The sequence below is a fragment of the Micavibrio aeruginosavorus EPB genome, from assembly GCF_000348745.1.
Taxonomy (GTDB): Bacteria; Pseudomonadota; Alphaproteobacteria; order Micavibrionales; family Micavibrionaceae; genus Micavibrio; species Micavibrio aeruginosavorus_A.
In genome coordinates, this window is sequence record NC_020812.1 from 1080659 (window position 1) to 1097796 (window position 17138).

Sequence of the window (17138 nt, forward strand, 5' to 3'; positions counted from 1 at the left end):
AGTATGGGGATACTGAAATTTTCGGCGGCTGTCGGCGGGGCAGTCGGTACTTTCTTAGCTGTTTCAACGTTTTCCAGTCCGGTGAAAAGCACAGAAAGGTTCGTCAATAACTGCATATCGGGGTATGAAAAAGAAGGCGAAAGCAACCCGTTGCTGGACGGGGTGGATAAAGCCGGTTTTTGTGGGTGTCTGGCGGAAAAGAAAATTGATGATAATTTCACCTATGACACTATGAAACCGTGCATGGACGCCCATATGAAGGAACCAGTGGTCCGGTTTTGTGAGGACGATCTGTCCAAACACATGGAAGGCTACGTGAATTGTGAATGTATTTACGACCACACGGCCCAATGGGTGTTCAAGAGCGCGGCAGCGGCCAGCCACAAGGGGCCGCAACTGAGTAAAGCGGACGAAACGCAAGCGTCCATCACCATGATACAAGAATGTGAATTCAGATGAGTTTGACGAAGCCAGTAGCCGATGAAAGCATGTTGCGAAACGCCCTGGGCGATAATGGGTTTGACGAGTTGGCCGAGCCGCCAAACGTCGAAGCAACGCGCGACCATCCGCTGTGGCCGCAAATCGTCAAAAACCTGCGCGCGGTCTATGACCCCGAAATCCCGGTGAATATTTACGAACTCGGCCTGATCTACAAAGTCGATATCCGCGACGGGCTGGACGGCAAGGCCGACGTGTTCGTGGAAATGTCCCTGACATCACCGGGGTGCCCGGTGGCTCAGGAAATGCCCGGCATGGTCCAGGGCGCGATCTTCCCGGTTGATGGCATCGGCAATGTCGATGTTGAAATCGTCTGGGACCCGACCTGGGACCCGTCTTTCATGGCGGAAACGGCGAAACTGCAACTGAATATGTTTACGTGATGAATAAGACCATGGCGAACGATCCGATTATCCTGACCGATGGGGCCGTAACGGCGATCAAATCCAAAACCGCGTTGAAAGACGGCGCGGTGGGTCTGCGCCTGACCATCAAATCCACGGGCTGTTCCGGGAACAGTTACAAAATGGAACACGTGATGGAACAATCCGCCGCCGATGACCGCTTTGAACGCGACGGCGCAGTGTTGTTCATTCCAAAAATCCATTCATGGATGCTGTTCGGCATGACGATTGATTACGAAGATGGCGACATGCAATCCGGCTTCACCTTCAACAACCCGAACGAAACCGGCCGCTGTGGCTGCGGCGAATCCTTCACCATCGACCCGGGCAAACGCGCGCCGGGGTAAGGGGCTGTCTCAATTGTCATCCCGAACGAAAGTGAGGGATCTCCTCTTGAAAAAGGTGAGATCCCTCACTTTCGTTCGGGATAACAAACAGAGAAGGTGCGGGGAAGGCAGAATGCGTGCCCTTATCCCGTAATAACGTATTGTTCTTCTGAATCCCGGTATTTGTTGTAATCGGCGGGTTTGGCAGGGGGGTGCGCGGCTGCAAATCCCATATTGTTTGGCGTGTTTCCGCCTGCCCCAAGATGTATTTTCGCAATTCCCGCCTTGTGCGCGGCCTTGGCAAAGGTCGCGCATAGTTTTTTCCATTGCTTCACATCCATCTGGCTGGGCAGATATTCCAGGGAATCGAGGACCAGCTCGCCTTTCTTTCCACGCCACGCCCAGCTTTGGGCAACGATCTGATCGGTTTTGTTGTTGGTGACAACGTAAAACGCGGCCTTGGGCGAGAGGAAACCGTGTTGCGCGCATTCACGGCCCTCACCGCTCCGCCAATATGCTGGCAACAGGCGGTAAAGGCCCCCAACGCCAATCCGCGTATATCCCCATCAGGCAGGCGGTGGAACGTAAACCCATCTTTGCCGAAGGCTGCGCCATCGATCGTAATATCCGGTATGGCATCGGCGGGTTTTTTGTTGTCGTTGGCGGCGTATGTCTTTTGATATTTTTTGATGGTTTTTAACGCCGCATCAAAATCTTCATCATCCCATGCGCAATCCAGAGCGATGAGGGATAATTCCGGGTTTTTGTGCGCATTTTTATACGCATAATCGGCGATAATTTCTTTCGTATTTTTCAGGGACCAGAACCGCCCCGATCGATCCTGTGCCGGACGGGGCAGGCGGTGGGAAAATTTTACAAATTTCGCCATCTCCGGCCCGCATTGCAAAACCGCATCGCCCCATGATTTTAAATCCAGACTTTGGCCATCTCCGATCGCCTTTGGCGAAGGAATTGAAATCATCTGGATGACATTGTGCAAAGGTTGATTGCCATGTGCGCCCCATTTTTCCAGATATTGCAGGATGCGTGATTCCGTACCAAACAAGGCGGCGGCGTTATACGCATAGGGGTAAGCCATATTTTCGGGATAACCCTCTTGCACCAGGATTGCGGCAACGGTATCCAATACGGATCGTTTTATCAGGGTTGGATCTTTTGCGGTGATGGATGTGGGAATGGTCGCGTATCCATGAATATTGCCCCACCGCATTACGCCCTGAATCTGTTCCTGTGTCTCTTGTAGCAAGCATTCGGTGCGGGCCCCGTGCGCGATCAATAATTTTATAATATCCGCATTTCTTTTTCGAACGGCAAGGCGTAAGGGGGATTCGTTATTGGTATGAAAATCGGCCCCGTTTTCGATCAGGATTCGGGTCACATCGGCTGTGGCAGAAACGCGCAGGGCTTCCTCATTTTCTGCATGGACATTGGCACCGTGTTTAATCAACAATTCCACAATATCCGCCCGGCCCTTCACGGACGCGAACCGCAAAGCCGCATCGCTGTTCGCCCGAACATCGGCCCCATGTTTGATGAGGAGTTTGATAACATCGATATGGCCATGTTCAACGGCCACCCGCAGGGCCTCGTCATTTTTGGCGTGGATATTGGCTTTGTGTTTTATCAGCAGTTTAACAATGGCGGTATGGCCATTTCCCGCAGCAGCGCGCAGTGCCCAATCATCGTTGGTGTGGGGGATGACTCCGTGTTTGATAAGTAAGCGGACGATGTTTGTGTGGCCGTTACTTGCGGCCCACTCTAGGCCGCTTCTTGTCGTCCATTCCCGCGTCAGTTCGCAATCATTGTTAGCAGTATGGCCTATGTGTTTGGTGAGATGGCTTTTTTGTTTGATGATGAGCCGAACAATATTGATATGGCCACTTGCCGCGGCCGTTGACAGGATTGCATCACTGATGTTGGCGTTGTGTTTTATCAGTAGTTTGAAAATATCGATGCGGCCATTTATCGCAGCCGCCCGCAGGGCCATATCATGGTTGGCGTGGATGTCGGTATTATGCTTGAGGAGCAATCGGACAATTCTGATGTTGCCATTTTCCGCAGCGGTCAACAGGACTTCATCACTGATGTTGGCGTTGTGTTTTATCAACAGCTTGACAATGGCGATGTGGCCATTTTTTATCGCCAGCCGCAAGGCCCAACTGTCTTTTGTGTTGATATCGGCCCCGCGTTTGACAAGCAAACGGGCAATTTTGATATGACCGTTTGCTGCAGCCTCTCGCAGGGCCCAACTATCGTTAGCAGTGATATCGGCCCCATGTTTGATAAGCAGTCGGAGAATATCGATCTGGCCATTTTCGGCCGCATGGCGCAGTGCCGCGCCATTGTTAGCGTGTATGTTAACTCCGCGTTCAATCAGCAGTCGGACGATGTCAATGCGGCTCTTCGCCGCCGCGCATCGCAGGGCGGATTCATTGATACTGTCGATCGCGGCGTCATGCGCGATCAACAATCGAACGATATCAATATGCCCGTTTGATGCGGCATGGATCAGAGCGGTTCCGTAACAAACCCGATCATCGGCGGTGAAATCAATGCTGCCTTTTTGAATGATGGATTGAACGCGGTCCATATCGCCGTTTTGGGCGGCGTCAATAAATTTCTGTTCGATCGGCAAGGGGAAGGATTTGACAATGTCTTCGTATGTTTTTTGTTTCTGGTTTTTCGGTGGCGCGCCAAGCGATTCATACAGGTCACGCACATGATCCACCCCCTGATCCGCGTGGGTGCGGAGCGTTTCAATCGACGCGTCCATTTCATTCCGCGCCAGCCGTTGCGCTAGCGGGGGCAGGGCTTTGGCCAGGGCGTCAAGATCGTTCCGGTCCGGCGCGTTCGTGCGCAGGGCCGCGATCACGGCCAGCGCATTTGTGATCTCGATCGGGGTTTGCTTTTCGTCCATGCTCCGCGCCTTTGACAATCCCAAGCGAGAACTATTGTCATAATATTTAAGTGTGGTCAAACTTTTTGAATGGCGGGAGGGGGGACAACAAAAAAGCCCCCGTTGGGGGCTTCTTGTTATTCGATCTGTATGGGCAACGTCTTAGTTGTTGTCCAGGTTCAAGCCCACGAAAGCCATCGGCATGAAGCCGTCGCAAGAGGCGGAAATTTGCGGAACCAAACGTTTCGTCGCGGCGCGAACTTCGTCGCTTTTCTTAACAGCGGCTTGAACGTTCAGGAAGGCCTGCAGTGCATTCAGATCGTTTTTCATGTTGTAGTCCCCTCTTATTTTTGTTTTTCGAGGTTATCGAAATACACATCTGTCAGGTGGTCGCCCGGTCCGTTGGATATGTATGCCTCGTATATATCACCGTGCCCGAAGGATTTGAGGGAGTCAATAAATTCCGACCCATTGCCCACAGCTTCAAGCTCTTGGGCAATTTTACACATTGTGACGATTATGTCAAGCATTTTGGCGTGATATTGGGCTTCGAAGGCGACGGGGTCCATATCCGCCGTCGGGGTGCCGTGGCCGGTCATCTGCTGCTGCGCCTGGCGCAGGGCGCCGCCCAGTTCCAGCACATGGGCCGGGCTTATCGTATTGATATCGCTTGATATTCCAAGATATACGGCGCGGTTTTCGGGGCTGAAGGCCTGGCCCGATTTGTGGCGTAACACCTTGATTTGAATGTTGTTTTGATAGGCCCAGCGCACCAGTTTCAACCCGGCGGCCGACCGTTCCAGCGTGGTTTCGGCGGCATGACGCAATTTATCGGCCTGGGGGTGGCTGTAATCAATTTCTGTGGATTGGGCCTGTCCGGTGCCAAAGGCCCCCTGCAACTTGCCAAACGGGGAATCAGATGTCGAAGCCATGATCGTGTATCCCTCTCAATAACGTTTCTAACGCGCCATGTCGCCGGCGCTGTACCCGGATGTGCTGATGGATGAAGACATCAGCATCTGGGTGTCCAGAACATTGACGCGGCCGCGTTTATCGACGGTGATAACGGCCCGCACCAGTGTGCCCAGATAGACCATCGACGTTTTAATTGTGAAGTCGCCCGCGATATTGGCGTTGATTTCGGGCGGCTGGTGGTGGACGGCAATGGCGGCCACCTGATCGCCGGACAAGGCGTCCAGCGCGGGGTGATCCTGCATGCGGTCGATCACGAAAATATCGCCGTCCGGGCCGGAAACATGTTCGAAGAAGAAGGTGAGGTAATCCATCACATTCGATGTATCGAGGAACAAATGCCCCGCATCATTCGCCGCATAAATCGGCATGACCGATCCGTCGAGATAGAAATAGGTCTTTCCATCGCCCAGATAGTCAAACGAGAAGGACGGCAGGGACGCATAGTTGGTCAGGCGATAGAGCAACAGATTGCGGTAGAAAGACAGCTTGTGGCATTTGGCTTCGCTGGTCGTCGGCGCAAACAACCCGGAATCGCCAGCGGTTTTCACGCTGTCGATCATGGCGATGGTGCGGTCGCGGTCCAGACGGTGCCATTGCATGCTTTAAATTCCCTGTTGGGCGGTGGGTTGTGCCCCGCCCATAAAAATGCGCCACAACTATACCGTCAAATGGGGCTGGGCCATACCAAAAAATCTATTCTTCGTGCGCCATCCCGGCGAAAGCCGGGATCTTTTTCCATTCTGTCTGGAAGACCCCGGCTTTCGCCGGGGTGACGCTGGCCGTTACGCCGCAATCCATTCCGGCCCGACCGCTTGATCCACGGCGGCGAGGGCGGTTTCGATAATGGCTCCGGTCGTACCCGGCAAATGGGCCTCGGTGGACAGGATGCGGCGCCAGACCCGGCCACCGCGCTGGCCTTGGTACAGACCCAGCATATGGCGGGTGATGGATTTCACCGGGGTGCCGGTGGCGCGGCGGTCCTCGATATACGGGATCATGGCCCGGGCGATGTCGGCCCGGCTGGCTGTGGTCGTATGGCCGTACAAAGCCTGTTCAATCTCGGTCAGCATCCAGGGGTTCTGGTACGCTTCGCGCCCGATCATCACCCCGTCAAAAGTATCCAGATGGGTTTGGGTTTCGGTCAGGGTTTTGATCCCGCCATTCACGATCACCCGCATATCCGGAAACGCGGTTTTAATCCCGGCGGCAATGTCATAGCGCAGCGGGGGGATTTCCCGGTTTTCTTTCGGGCTGAGGCCTTTTAGCCAGGCTTTACGGGCGTGGATGATGACCTTACGGCATCCGGCCTCGTGAATGGATTGGACGAAGGTGTGCAGAAATTCTTCGTCCACGCACTCATCGACACCAATGCGGCATTTCACTGTTATTTCAGTATTTTGCGCGGTGTTGATCATGTGGGATACGCAGTCACCAACGCGCCCCGGATCCTTCATCAGGCAGGCCCCGAATGCACCGTTCTGCACCCGGTCGCTGGGGCACCCACAATTCAGGTTGATTTCATCATACCCGTAATCGGCGCCAATCGCGGCGCACTGGCCCAGATGGGCGGGGTCCGATCCGCCCAGTTGCAGGGCGACGGGGTGTTCGGCGGGGCTGAAAGCCAGGTAACGGTCCCGGTCGCCAAAGATAATGGCCCCGGTCGTGACCATTTCCGTGTACAGGCGCACATGCGGCGCGATCAAGCGCAAAAACACCCGGCAATGCCGGTCAGTCCAATCCAGCATCGGGGCGACAGAGATTTCAGGTGTTTGTTTCACGTGATACATGAGCGGGAGAGGTACAGAAAACTGCCGTTTATGTCAATCTTTGCGCTGTTTGCAAAAACTATTGATCTGCATCGCCGAGCGTGTATTTTCCTTATCCATCATGATGATCTGTTTGCGTATTCTCATTCTTTCTCTGGGGCTGGCCGTGTTTGCGGGCGGGGCCGGGGTGTCGTTTGCCAAGGATGAGGAGCCGCGCTTTAACGCCACGGGCTTGGCGTTGCCGCGTTTCGTGTCTCTGGCTGCGGAAGAGGCGCATGTGCGCGCTGGGCCGGCGACGCGGTATCCGATAAAGTGGATTTACAAGAAACGCGGATTGCCGGTTGAAATTGTTCAAGAATTTGATGTCTGGCGTAAAATTCGCGACCGGGATGGTGATGAGGGGTGGCTGCACAAATCTCTGCTGTCCAGCCGCCGCAATGTTATTATTTTGGGTGAAGAATCGGTCGCAATCCGTTCACAAGACAGTGAAAATTCCCGCACCATCGCGCGGCTCCAGCCCGGCGTAATTGCAACGGCCAGCGAATGCAAAAAAGCATGGTGTAAAGTCACCGCTGGCGGCTACGAAGGGTGGGCCGAAAGAAAATCACTTTGGGGTATTTACGCCACCGAAGAGTTCGACTAACCTTCCTTATGTGGGGTTATCCACACCCTATCCACAGACTGATCCACAAAGTTTTTCACAGGGTTGCGGCGGTTCATCCGATTCGTCGTACGCTCTGATTCCCTCTCGATTCTCTCGCTCTGAAGTACCCAATGACCTTTGATTCTGCATCCATTCTGACGGACAAGGCGGCTTTTACGGGCCAGTTTGTCCATGCGCTGGTGTCCAAATGCCGTGACCATAATGGCCGGGGCGTTGATGGCATGCGCCTGATTCAGATGATGGCCGGGGCGATTGTTGAATTTACCCTGTTGTTCGATGAATCCGACCGTGGGGTGGAGGCGATGTACGACCATCTGGCCACCATGCTCGGCTGTGAGCCGCAGGAAGGTCCGGTTTCCGATCTGGCCCTGCCGCCGGCCTATATCATTGATTTCCGGGCCGAGCAGGGGCGTGAGCTGACCCGCCGTATGTTCGAGGACTGGCTGCATTGCGCCTATGAGTTCCAGGACGTCCTGTTGTTCGTCTGCCAGCAGATGTTCATGGCAATGGAGGAAGAGGGGCAACACCGTCGCGATCTGTTCCGCCTGTTGATCGAGTGCACCAACCGTTGCCTGGGGTATGAAATTGCGGCGCAGGAGCTCTGCGACATCGTGATTGAGCAGAAGATTGGGCTGGAGGGCTGGAGCCTGCCGGAGAGCATTTCCGGTCTGTCCGCCGTATCGGGCCGGGCTTTGGCCTTGTCTTTGAACGCCTATCAGCAAACCGCCTTCCGGGGGGCGGACCTGCCCGAACATTTGGACCGATTAACCTGTGTGATGACACAGGAAGCCGTTCGTCTGGGCCTGCCTGCGGGCAGTGACTGGCGTTTCGGGCTGGCGGCCAATGACCGCCCGCTGGATGCGCCGTATGAATTGATTGCGTCATTGGAGCCGTTGGCCCGGGATTTCTTCCGGGTGATCCGGATGCATAATCTGATGGATCAGGCGGTGGCCAGTGCCAAGGCCACAGGCCGCATGCTGGCCGTGGCCGCGGGTGGGGATCGTCCAGAGGTCGAGCCTGTGATTGCCAAGCCATTGGCCATGGCGGCCATGACCGAAACATACAAGACGGTGTGCACCCAGTACGCGATTATGTCGATGTAAGTGAGGGGCGAATCGTTAGCGGTTCAGCCGTTTGCGCATTTCCATGCGTTGGCACATGGCGCTCATATCCTGACCGTTGGCCAGTTTTCCGCCATTCGCGCAGATTTCTTCAACACGGTTTTTCAAATGCTCCTGACCCGCCTTGCGTTCGCTGGCGGTCGGGGCTTTGCCTGGCGCCGGGGCATCGCCGGTGCCGTTTTTGTGGTCCTGGACCTGTAATTGGCGTTCACAGGCTTTTTCCGCGCTGGCGATCAGGCCAGGGGACGGATTGGCGACGCGGTTCAATGTCTGTTTAACGCAGCTTTCCATGCGGTCGCTCTGGGACGGGGCGGCTTCGGCCTCTGGGGCGTTCAGGCCAAAGGTCGCGGCGCTGGCCAGCAGGAAGGCGGCTGTGGTGTTTTTCATTGAGGATATAAATTCCATGGTGGCCTCCTGTGGCGATGATCTGGGGGGGGTTTACCCAGACTTATAAGTTATGTCAAATTGTGGGTTGTGGCTGGATTCCGTCTAGACGGGGGGGCTGATCCATCGTAAAAAAGGGCCCATGACTCAAACAGCAGAAAAACAACCAATGTCTAATGTACAAAAATCAAGCTACAGCTACGACGACCTGATCGCTTGTGGCAAGGGTGAACTTTTCGGTCCTGGCAATGCGAAACTGCCGGCCCCGCCGATGTTGATGTTCGACCGTATTACCGAAGTGTCCATCGATGGTGGCGCGCATGGTAAGGGGATCATCAAGGCCGAGCTGGATGTGAATCCGGATCTGTGGTTCTTCCAATGTCACTTCCTGGGCGATCCGGTGATGCCGGGCTGCCTTGGTCTGGATGCCATGTGGCAATTGCTGGGCTTCTATCTGGGTTGGACCGGCGCGCCGGGTTCTGGCCGGGCGCTGGGCCTGGGCGAATTGAAATTCACGGGTCAGGTTCTGCCGGAAGCCAAACTGGTGTCCTATGAAATCAACCTGAAACGTGTGATCAACCGCAAGCTGGTTCTGGGGATTGGTGATGGTACCGTATCCGTGGACGGCAAGGTGATCTATGAAGCGACCGATTTGAAAGTCGGTTTGTTCGATAACCCCAAATCTTTGTAAAAAACATGAGCAAAACAATTACGCAACGCCGCGTGGTCGTGACCGGCCTGGGCGTCATTTCCTGCATCGGTAATTCCACAACGGAAGTTCTGGAATCCTTGAAGGCTGGTAAATCCGGTATTACGTTTTCGCAAGATTACGCCGATCGTGGTTTCCGCAGCCAGGTGTGGGGCAAGCCCGAGGTCGATTTTGAAGCATTGATCGACCGCAAGCTGCGCCGCTTTATGGGCGATGCCGCGGGCTATGTGCATTTGTCGATGGAACAGGCGATTGCCGATTCCGGTCTGACCAAGGAGATGATCAGCAACCCGCGCACCGGCATTATCGTCGGGTCGGGCGGGGCGTCTGGCCGGAACCAGGTTGAATCGGCCGATATCGCGCGCAATTCCGCACCGAAACGTGTGGGGCCGTATATGGTGACGCGTTGCATGGGGTCCACCACATCGGCGACCGCTGCGACCAATTTTGAAATCAAGGGCGTGAACTACTCCATTTCGTCCGCGTGCTCGACCTCTGCGCATTGCATCGGTAATGCGGCCGAGATGATTCAGTGGGGCAAGCAGGACATTATGTTCGCCGGTGGTGCCGAGGAACTGGATTGGACCATGTCTGTCCTGTTCGATGCCATGGGTGCGATGTCGTCCAAATATAACGACCGTGCCGCAACCGCGTCCCGCGCCTATGACAAAAACCGCGATGGTTTTGTGATTGCCGGCGGTGGTGCGGTTCTGGTTCTGGAAGAACTGGAGCATGCCAAGGCCCGCGGTGCGAAGATTTACTGCGAATTGACGGGCTATGGCGCCACGTCCGACGGTGCCGACATGGTCGCGCCGAGCGGTGAAGGCGCATTGCGTTGCATGAAGCTGGCATTGGAAACGGTCGATGGGCCTATTACCTATATCAACAGCCACGGAACCAGCACGCCGGTTGGTGACATCACCGAATTGAACGCGATCCGCGAAGTTTTCGGTGCGCGTGGTGAGAAGGTTCCGGCGATCAGCTCGACCAAATCGATGACGGGCCATTCGCTGGGTGGAACCGGAGCGCAGGAAGCGTTGTATTCCATTTTGATGATGAACAATAATTTCATCTGTCCTTCGATCAACATCGAAGAGTTGGATGAGGGTGCAGCGGATGTTGATATCGTCCGCGAATGCCGTGAAAACGTACAGCATGAAACTGTCCTGTCTAACAGCTTCGGCTTTGGCGGTACGAACTGCACGCTGGCTTTCTCGCGTTTGAAAGACTAGGGGCAGGGTAGCGTTATGACACTGGAAAAAGGTTCTAAATCCAACATTATGGCCGGAAAACGCGGTCTGATCATGGGCGTGGCCAATGATCACTCGATCGCGTGGGGCATTGCCAAAACCCTGTATGAACACGGGGCCGATCTGGCTTTTACCTATCAGGGCGATTCACTGAAGAAACGGGTAGAGCCTTTGGCGAAATCTGTCGGGTCCGATATTTTGCTGGGCTGTGATGTAACGCAGGAAAGTGAAATTGATGCCGTCTGTGCCGGTTTGGGCAAAGTCTGGGACGGTCTGGATTTTGTCGTGCATGCCGTGGCCTATTCGAACAAGGAAGAATTGAAGGGGCGTTATCTGGATACGTCCTTGGAAAACTTCCTGAACACGATGCACATCTCCTGCTACTCCTTCACCTCGGTTATGCGCCGTGCGGCGCCGATGATGCGGAAAGGTGGTTCGGCCATTACGCTGTCCTATTACGGGGCGGAAAAAGTGATGCCGAATTACAACGTGATGGGCGTGGCCAAGGCCGCGTTGGAAGCATCCGTACGCTATCTGGCCGCCGATCTGGGCCCGGAAGGCATCCGCGTGAATGCTGTGTCGGCTGGCCCGATGCGCACATTGGCTGGTTCCGCCATCGGCTCCGCCCGCACCACGTTCAAGTACAACAACATGACCGCGCCGTTGCGCCGTGGCGTTGAGTTGGAAGAGCTGGGCGGCACGGGCCTGTACCTGCTGTCCGATCTGGGCGGTGCGGTAACGGGTGAAGTCCACTACGTTGATTGTGGTTTCAATGCTTTGGGCATGCCGCAAAACCTGAACGAAGTTCTGGCCGTGATGGGCGGGAACGCGAAAGAGTAAGGTTTAAAAGAATCAATGATCAAAGAAAAAGCCCGCCGATTGGCGGGCTTTTTTATTATTTGTTTTTCAGCAGGTCGCGAATTTCTTCCAGTAACACTTCCTGTTTCGGCGGCGGCGGAGCATCGGCGGCACCGGCTTCCTGTTTGCGCTTCAGTGTGTTCATCACCTTAATGATCATAAACATGGCCCAGGCCACGATAACAAAGTTTACAACGGACTGAATGAACAGGCCGTAGTTCAGCGTTACGGCGGCGGCATTGTCAGTGGCTTCGATCATGGTCCAGCTCAGTTTGCTGAAATCAACCTTGCCCAGAATAACGCCGATCGGCGGCATAATAACGTCCTTCACCAGGGAATTGGTGATGGACCCAAATGCGGTCCCGATAACGATACCGACGGCCAGGTCGATGACGTTGCCGCGCATGGCGAATTCGCGGAATTCATTAATGATTTTCATGGGTTATGCTCCTTGTAAATGATCTTGTTCAATCTGTAGCTGTCGAATCATGCAGGTTCAAGATTTAGTGAACGTGAAACATGGCTTCGCGAATAACGTCCGGCACATCGGTAAACACGGTATCCACGCCCCAACCGCGCAACTTGCGGGCTTCTTGTGCATCGTTGACGGTGTAGACCATCACGGCTTTTTCCATGTCGATGATTTCTTCGACCATTTCGCGCGTGGCCAATTGCTGGCTGATGTTCACGGACACAACATCCAGATAATCGGCAATGTCAGCCCAGTTGGGTGGGAGGTCATCATGCCAGAGGAGGAGGCCGCGATACCAATCCGGTGCCATTTCCTGCGCCGTTTCCAAACTGACCAGTTGGAAGCTGGAAATCAGCAAACGGGAATGATCGTCCCAGATGCGGGAGAGAACATCCAGCGCCACTTCCGCTGTTTCCTTCTCGCGCCCCGGCGTCGGTTTGATTTCGAGGTTCAGGCCGAGATTCTTTTGGATGATTACATCCAGCGCATCTTCCAGCGACGGGATTTTTGCCCCGGCAAAGCTTTCACCGAACCAGCTTCCGGCCTCAAGCTGCTGCAAATCGGCCCATGTGGCGTCGGCAACATTCCCAAAACCATTGGTGGTGCGGTCCAATTGATCGTCATGGAAAATGACCGGAACATTGTCCTTGGTCAGCATGACATCCAGCTCAACCCATTCCACGCCCATTTCGGCCGCGGTCAGGATGGATTCAATCGTATTTTCCGGCGCATATCCGCACGCGCCACGGTGACCGATGATCTTCGGGATTTTCAACGCCATGATGTGTCCTGTGTATCAGAAGGGATAAAGAAAATTGGATGACCGGGGTAAACCAATCATCCAATTTTCAATCATTTATTGGTCAACACTTAACCAGCTTCGCGTTCGCCGCGCGGTTTGCGCTCTTCGATTGCGATTTGTTCGCCGGTTTGTTGGTCAACGCGTTTCATGGACAATTTGATTTTGCCGCGATCGTCGAAACCGATCAGCAGAACCTTAACCATGTCGCCTTCTTTCACCACGTCGGTGGTGGCGGCAACGCGTTGGGTGGCCAGTTCGGAAATGTGAACCAAACCATCTTTGCCCGGCATGAAGTTGACGAAGGCACCGAAATCGGTGGTCTTCACAACTTTGCCGTCATAGATCGCGCCAACTTCCGGGTCATCGGTGATGCCGCGGATAATGCGTACGGCTTCTTCGATGGCTTTCGCGTCGGACGCGGCCACTTTAATCGTGCCATCGTCTTCGATGTCGATTTTCGTGCCGGTTTTTTCAACGATTTCACGGATGACTTTACCGCCCGTGCCGATGACTTCGCGAATTTTCTCTTTCGGTACGGTCAACGTTACGATTTGCGGTGCGTATTCGGACATTTCGGTCCGTGCGCTGGTCAATGCCTTGGCCATTTCGCCCAGGATGTGCAGGCGGCCTTCGCGGGCCTGTTTCACGGCGATGGTCATGATTTCCTCGGTGATCGAGGTGATCTTGATGTCCATCTGCAGGGCGGTGACGCCCTTTTCCGTACCGGCCACTTTGAAGTCCATGTCGCCCAGGTGATCTTCATCACCCAGAATGTCGGACAGAACAGCGAAGTCAGAGCCTTCTTTAATCAGGCCCATGGCAATACCCGCGATCGGGCGTGCCAGCGGAACACCCGCATCCATCATCGCCAGGGACGAACCGCAAACGGACGCCATGGAGGATGAACCGTTGGATTCGGTAATTTCCGACACGTTACGAACGGTGTACGGGAATTCCTCAGCCTTCGGCAGCAGCGGGTTGATTGCGCGCCATGCCAGTTTACCGTGACCGATTTCGCGGCGGCCCGGGCTGCTCATGCGGCCGGCTTCACCAACGGAATAGGGCGGGAAGTTGTAGTGCAGCATGAAACGTTGTTTGTATTCGCCTTCCAGCGCGTCCATGATCTGCTCGTCCTGACCGGTGCCCAGCGTGGTGACGACCAGTGCCTGGGTTTCGCCGCGGGTGAACAGTGCGGAACCGTGTGCGCGCGGCAGAACACCAACTTCGGCCACGATCGGACGAATGGTTTTCGTGTCACGGCCATCGATACGCATGCCTTCTTTCAGGATGCGGCCACGGACCACGTCGGCTTCCAACGTTTTGAACGCGGCGGCGACGGTTTCCTTGGACAGGTTTTTCTCTTCGGAAACAAATTCCTCAACGGCTTGTTTCTTCAGTTCGCCAACCAGTTCATAACGGGTTTGCTTGATCGGCTCCAGATAGGCCTTGGACAGCGGAGCTTCGAATTTTGCCTTCATGGCTTTGGTCATTTCGACCACTTCCGGGCGGGCAACGGGCACATCCCAAGGCTCTTTCGCGCACATTTCGGCCAGGCCGATAATGTTTTTAATGACGGTCTGGAAGCTGTTCCAGCCGAACATAACCGCGCCGAGCATGACTTCTTCGGACAGTTCCTGGGCTTCGGATTCAACCATCAGAACGCCTTCGGCGGTACCGGCCACAACCAGATCCAGAACAGAGTTCGTGCGTTCGGACAAGGTCGGGTTCAGAACGTATTGGCCGTTAACGTAGCCAACGCGTGCGGCGCCAATCGGGCCCATGAACGGGATACCGGAAATGGTCAGAGCAGCGGAAACGCCGATCATTGCGACGATATCCGGATCGTTTTCCATGTCGTGTGCAACCACGGTGGCGATAACCTGAACTTCGTTCAGGAAGCCTTCCGGGAACAGCGGGCGCACCGGACGGTCGATCAGGCGGCTAACCAGCACTTCCTTCTCGCTCGGGCGGCCTTCGCGTTTGAAGAAGCCACCCGGGATTTTACCGGCGGCGTATGCTTTTTCCTGATAGTGAACGGACAGGGGGAAGAAATCCTGGCCTTCGCGCAAGCTGCGTGCGCCAACAACGGTGCACAGAACGGTCGTGCCGCCCATGGTGGCCATCACGGCACCGTCAGCTTGACGGGCGATTTTGCCGGTTTCGAGAACGACTTTTTTGCCGCCCAGTTCGAATTCTTTACGGTAGATATTAAACATTCAACGTTCCTTTTGTTTAGACTTCGTGCGCCATACCAGCCCTTGCTGATACGGCGTGTTTGCAGAAAGACGCAATTTTTGCGCGGGGGAGGGGTTCGGTGGACAATAAAAAACAGGGGGTCCGACGGGGTGGGATAACCTGTGCTTTACAGTCGACCGCACGCCGCCTCCGGACCTTGCGCCAACTGAGCCTTTTAATGCCATGGGGGGCGTGGGAAGTCAAAGAAAAACAAGGGTTTTTGGCCCAAAACCCCCGCCATTTACACCTTTTGGCGGGGGATATGGCAATTATGGGCGCGGTTGGGGCGCGGCGGCGGTATTTTTGCCCCGGATCAGCGAATCCAGCATCCCCTGACCGAGCATAAGACCACCAATATACAACTTGCGTTCCAGATCCGGGCGCGGCTTGTCATCAGTGTGCAGGGCATGACGCCACGTTTCGAGTTGGTTCATCACACCTTGCAACGGAACCTGTCCATGTTTTGCGGCTTCGGCGATTGATCGGGCAAAGGCGTTATGAATGGCCTGTTTTTCTGTTTTTGATGTCTTGTTCAAAATATCGTCAATCGACGGCGGAACATTGTCCGGGCGTGCGATAACGCGCTCCCGGGTTTCAACCGTGACGCGGGCTTTGGCCTGTTCGGTGCGGGCCTTGTATTGATTGACGAAGGCGGAGGATCCTTTGCCCGTGCCCAAATAGGCAACCATTGCGTTGATCTCATCAGGCTTCAAGGCATGCTTGCGGGTAATGTCCGCGGCAATGCGGCCAATGTCGTTGAGGGTGTAGGATTTCAGCGTCTTGGACCCGACGGAACGAATATGGGCCATCGCGGCGTCATGCCCCGGCGTCGTGTAATAAATGGCCGCCGTGTAAAATTCCGCATCGGATTCACGGCGATAAATCGACATCATTTCCGGTGCTTTCCACCGTGAACTGACGGCGCGGATGTCTGCTGTCTGTTGCATGATGGCTTGGTCGCCCTGTGCGGCCATGGTCAATGTGGCGGCAACGTCGGCAAACATTTCGGATTGATGGATGGCCAGCGCGCGTTCAAACGCGGCGTCTTTGTGGATTTTCTTGCGCTCAATAACAAATTCCGGATCCAGGCAGTGCCACACTTCATGCCAGACGCTGCGCTTCATCATCGCGTATGGGCCGGGATTAATGGTGGGTTTCAGGCGGTATTTACCGGCCTCACCAATCCATTTTTCGACCAGGCTCTGCGACGACAAATCTGCATTCTCTGCAATCACGGCGCATTTTTTGTGGTCGTCCAGATGGAAGGCCTGCGGGTTCAGGCTGGTTGGGCCGTAACTTGATCCCATGCCCAGACGGATCGACGAAAATTTCTTATGTGGCAGACCCGGCACAATGCTCTGCATGTAATAAAACAGGCGTCGTTCATAAGGGATCGGTTCGCTGCGGGTTTGAAGTCTGACGTAGTCGTTGTTGATAATCAAAACCTGGGGCAGGCGGGATTGCGTTTTTGCGTAGGCGTTGGCCTGATCCTGAATGTCATCCAAAATGGTGGTCAGGGTTGTTGTGCCGGATGGGCGCGTATCGGCATCGGCCGCTTCCGGGCCAAATCCGGCGGCCGCCATGAAAACAATCGACATGCTGCCCAAGGTTCGGCGCAGGCTTTTCAAAGCCTTGGATGATGGCTGCATTGTACGCTCCCTGTATTCTTTTTATGATTTGGACCAAAAGTGTTATATAAAAATGGCCACCATGTCATGGTTTTATGACATCTCTTTGATTTTCCTGATTTTTCTCGC

The 17138-nt window shown here is 54.8% G+C and carries 19 protein-coding genes; 8 read left to right on the forward strand and 11 right to left on the reverse strand.

From position 1 onward, the window contains the following. Positions 1-3: 3 nt before the first annotated feature. From A11S_RS05015 to A11S_RS05025, 3 genes are read left to right on the forward strand one after another with little or no spacing between them, the layout of a single operon-like run. Positions 4-459: a hypothetical protein gene (locus A11S_RS05015; RefSeq protein ID WP_235068260.1), complete on the forward strand. Its 456-nt coding sequence runs from the start codon at positions 4-6 to the stop codon at positions 457-459. Between the two features lie 29 nt (positions 460-488). After that, positions 489-881 (forward strand): iron-sulfur cluster assembly protein, encoded by a 393-nt coding sequence (locus tag A11S_RS05020; RefSeq protein ID WP_015467412.1) that lies wholly within the window; start codon positions 489-491, stop codon positions 879-881. Further along, a complete protein-coding gene (locus A11S_RS05025; RefSeq protein ID WP_015467413.1) occupies positions 881-1249 on the forward strand; it encodes a HesB/IscA family protein in 369 nt (122 codons plus the stop codon). Before A11S_RS05020 ends, A11S_RS05025 begins: the two co-directional genes overlap by 1 nt. A 122-nt stretch (positions 1250-1371) precedes the next feature. On the opposite strand, the gene A11S_RS05030 is transcribed toward A11S_RS05025, so the two are convergent. The 6 genes from A11S_RS05030 to dusA form a co-directional block, all read right to left on the reverse strand. Continuing rightward, entirely contained in the window at positions 1372-1563 is a 192-nt protein-coding gene (locus A11S_RS05030) for a hypothetical protein (protein ID WP_148285107.1), read from the reverse strand. Next, on the reverse strand, positions 1560-4166 hold the full coding sequence (locus A11S_RS05035; RefSeq protein WP_015467415.1) for an ankyrin repeat domain-containing protein: 2607 nt from the start codon (positions 4164-4166) through the stop codon (positions 1560-1562). The genes A11S_RS05030 and A11S_RS05035 overlap by 4 nt, the downstream gene beginning before the upstream one ends. Before the next feature lie 141 nt (positions 4167-4307). Beyond that, positions 4308-4475 carry a hypothetical protein gene (locus A11S_RS11990; RefSeq protein WP_015467416.1) on the reverse strand — a complete coding sequence of 56 codons (168 nt, stop codon included), beginning with the start codon at positions 4473-4475 and terminating at the stop codon, positions 4308-4310. A 14-nt stretch (positions 4476-4489) separates the two neighbouring features. Further along, positions 4490-5077 carry a hypothetical protein gene (locus A11S_RS05040; RefSeq protein WP_015467417.1) on the reverse strand — a complete coding sequence of 196 codons (588 nt, stop codon included), beginning with the start codon at positions 5075-5077 and terminating at the stop codon, positions 4490-4492. 27 nt (positions 5078-5104) lie between these two features. Next, positions 5105-5719 carry a hypothetical protein gene (locus tag A11S_RS05045; RefSeq protein WP_015467418.1) on the reverse strand — a complete coding sequence of 205 codons (615 nt, stop codon included), beginning with the start codon at positions 5717-5719 and terminating at the stop codon, positions 5105-5107. Between the two features lie 183 nt (positions 5720-5902). After that, on the reverse strand, positions 5903-6907 hold the full coding sequence (gene dusA / locus A11S_RS05050) for a tRNA dihydrouridine(20/20a) synthase DusA (protein ID WP_015467419.1): 1005 nt from the start codon (positions 6905-6907) through the stop codon (positions 5903-5905). A 103-nt stretch (positions 6908-7010) separates the two neighbouring features. On the opposite strand from dusA, the gene A11S_RS05055 reads away from it, so the two are divergent. Further along, positions 7011-7529 (forward strand): SH3 domain-containing protein, encoded by a 519-nt coding sequence (locus A11S_RS05055; protein ID WP_041802983.1) that lies wholly within the window; start codon positions 7011-7013, stop codon positions 7527-7529. A 131-nt stretch (positions 7530-7660) separates the two neighbouring features. Beyond that, positions 7661-8653 (forward strand): hypothetical protein, encoded by a 993-nt coding sequence (locus tag A11S_RS05060; protein ID WP_015467421.1) that lies wholly within the window; start codon positions 7661-7663, stop codon positions 8651-8653. A 15-nt stretch (positions 8654-8668) separates the two neighbouring features. On the opposite strand, the gene A11S_RS05065 is transcribed toward A11S_RS05060, so the two are convergent. Beyond that, positions 8669-9076, reverse strand: a complete 408-nt coding sequence (locus A11S_RS05065; protein ID WP_015467422.1) for a hypothetical protein — start codon at positions 9074-9076, stop codon at positions 8669-8671. A 148-nt stretch (positions 9077-9224) separates the two neighbouring features. Here A11S_RS05065 and fabA point away from each other — a divergent pair, with 148 nt between their 5' ends. The 3 genes from fabA to A11S_RS05080 are packed head-to-tail and all read left to right on the forward strand — an operon-like array spanning position 9225 to position 11854. Beyond that, positions 9225-9746 carry a 3-hydroxyacyl-[acyl-carrier-protein] dehydratase FabA gene (gene fabA / locus A11S_RS05070; protein WP_041802485.1) on the forward strand — a complete coding sequence of 174 codons (522 nt, stop codon included), beginning with the start codon at positions 9225-9227 and terminating at the stop codon, positions 9744-9746. Positions 9747-9751: 5 nt separating this feature from the next. Further along, a complete protein-coding gene (fabB, locus tag A11S_RS05075; RefSeq protein ID WP_015467424.1) occupies positions 9752-10996 on the forward strand; it encodes a beta-ketoacyl-ACP synthase I in 1245 nt (414 codons plus the stop codon). Between the two features lie 15 nt (positions 10997-11011). Then, entirely contained in the window at positions 11012-11854 is an 843-nt protein-coding gene (locus A11S_RS05080) for an enoyl-ACP reductase FabI (RefSeq protein ID WP_015467425.1), read from the forward strand. A gap of 55 nt (positions 11855-11909) precedes the next feature. Here the strand turns inward: A11S_RS05080 and mscL are convergent, their stop codons facing one another. The 4 genes from mscL to A11S_RS05100 form a co-directional block, all read right to left on the reverse strand. Continuing rightward, positions 11910-12311: a large-conductance mechanosensitive channel protein MscL gene (mscL, locus tag A11S_RS05085; protein ID WP_015467426.1), complete on the reverse strand. Its 402-nt coding sequence runs from the start codon at positions 12309-12311 to the stop codon at positions 11910-11912. Positions 12312-12375: 64 nt separating this feature from the next. Continuing rightward, a complete protein-coding gene (locus A11S_RS05090) occupies positions 12376-13125 on the reverse strand; it encodes a glycerophosphoryl diester phosphodiesterase (protein WP_015467427.1) in 750 nt (249 codons plus the stop codon). 89 nt (positions 13126-13214) lie between these two features. Then, a complete protein-coding gene (gene pnp / locus A11S_RS05095) occupies positions 13215-15362 on the reverse strand; it encodes a polyribonucleotide nucleotidyltransferase (RefSeq protein WP_015467428.1) in 2148 nt (715 codons plus the stop codon). A 288-nt stretch (positions 15363-15650) separates the two neighbouring features. Next, positions 15651-17030, reverse strand: a complete 1380-nt coding sequence (locus A11S_RS05100; RefSeq protein WP_015467430.1) for a hypothetical protein — start codon at positions 17028-17030, stop codon at positions 15651-15653. Positions 17031-17138 lie beyond the last annotated feature (108 nt).

What these genes read in the sequence shown, in the direction of transcription:
- dusA (WP_015467419.1), bottom strand. Translation starts at nt 6,907, where the DNA reads ATGTATCACGTGAAACAAACACCTGAAATCTCTGTCGCCCCGATGCTG.
- A11S_RS05035 (WP_015467415.1), bottom strand. Translation starts at nt 4,166, where the DNA reads ATGGACGAAAAGCAAACCCCGATCGAGATCACAAATGCGCTGGCCGTG.
- fabA (WP_041802485.1), top strand. Translation starts at nt 9,225, where the DNA reads ATGTCTAATGTACAAAAATCAAGCTACAGCTACGACGACCTGATCGCT.
- mscL (WP_015467426.1), bottom strand. Translation starts at nt 12,311, where the DNA reads ATGAAAATCATTAATGAATTCCGCGAATTCGCCATGCGCGGCAACGTC.
- A11S_RS05020 (WP_015467412.1), top strand. Translation starts at nt 489, where the DNA reads ATGTTGCGAAACGCCCTGGGCGATAATGGGTTTGACGAGTTGGCCGAG.
- A11S_RS05100 (WP_015467430.1), bottom strand. Translation starts at nt 17,030, where the DNA reads ATGCAGCCATCATCCAAGGCTTTGAAAAGCCTGCGCCGAACCTTGGGC.
- fabB (WP_015467424.1), top strand. Translation starts at nt 9,752, where the DNA reads ATGAGCAAAACAATTACGCAACGCCGCGTGGTCGTGACCGGCCTGGGC.
- A11S_RS05080 (WP_015467425.1), top strand. Translation starts at nt 11,012, where the DNA reads ATGACACTGGAAAAAGGTTCTAAATCCAACATTATGGCCGGAAAACGC.
- A11S_RS05065 (WP_015467422.1), bottom strand. Translation starts at nt 9,076, where the DNA reads ATGGAATTTATATCCTCAATGAAAAACACCACAGCCGCCTTCCTGCTG.
- A11S_RS05040 (WP_015467417.1), bottom strand. Translation starts at nt 5,077, where the DNA reads ATGGCTTCGACATCTGATTCCCCGTTTGGCAAGTTGCAGGGGGCCTTT.
- A11S_RS11990 (WP_015467416.1), bottom strand. Translation starts at nt 4,475, where the DNA reads ATGAAAAACGATCTGAATGCACTGCAGGCCTTCCTGAACGTTCAAGCC.
- A11S_RS05045 (WP_015467418.1), bottom strand. Translation starts at nt 5,719, where the DNA reads ATGCAATGGCACCGTCTGGACCGCGACCGCACCATCGCCATGATCGAC.
- A11S_RS05015 (WP_235068260.1), top strand. Translation starts at nt 4, where the DNA reads ATGGGGATACTGAAATTTTCGGCGGCTGTCGGCGGGGCAGTCGGTACT.
- A11S_RS05055 (WP_041802983.1), top strand. Translation starts at nt 7,011, where the DNA reads ATGATCTGTTTGCGTATTCTCATTCTTTCTCTGGGGCTGGCCGTGTTT.
- A11S_RS05090 (WP_015467427.1), bottom strand. Translation starts at nt 13,125, where the DNA reads ATGGCGTTGAAAATCCCGAAGATCATCGGTCACCGTGGCGCGTGCGGA.
- pnp (WP_015467428.1), bottom strand. Translation starts at nt 15,362, where the DNA reads ATGTTTAATATCTACCGTAAAGAATTCGAACTGGGCGGCAAAAAAGTC.
- A11S_RS05060 (WP_015467421.1), top strand. Translation starts at nt 7,661, where the DNA reads ATGACCTTTGATTCTGCATCCATTCTGACGGACAAGGCGGCTTTTACG.
- A11S_RS05025 (WP_015467413.1), top strand. Translation starts at nt 881, where the DNA reads ATGAATAAGACCATGGCGAACGATCCGATTATCCTGACCGATGGGGCC.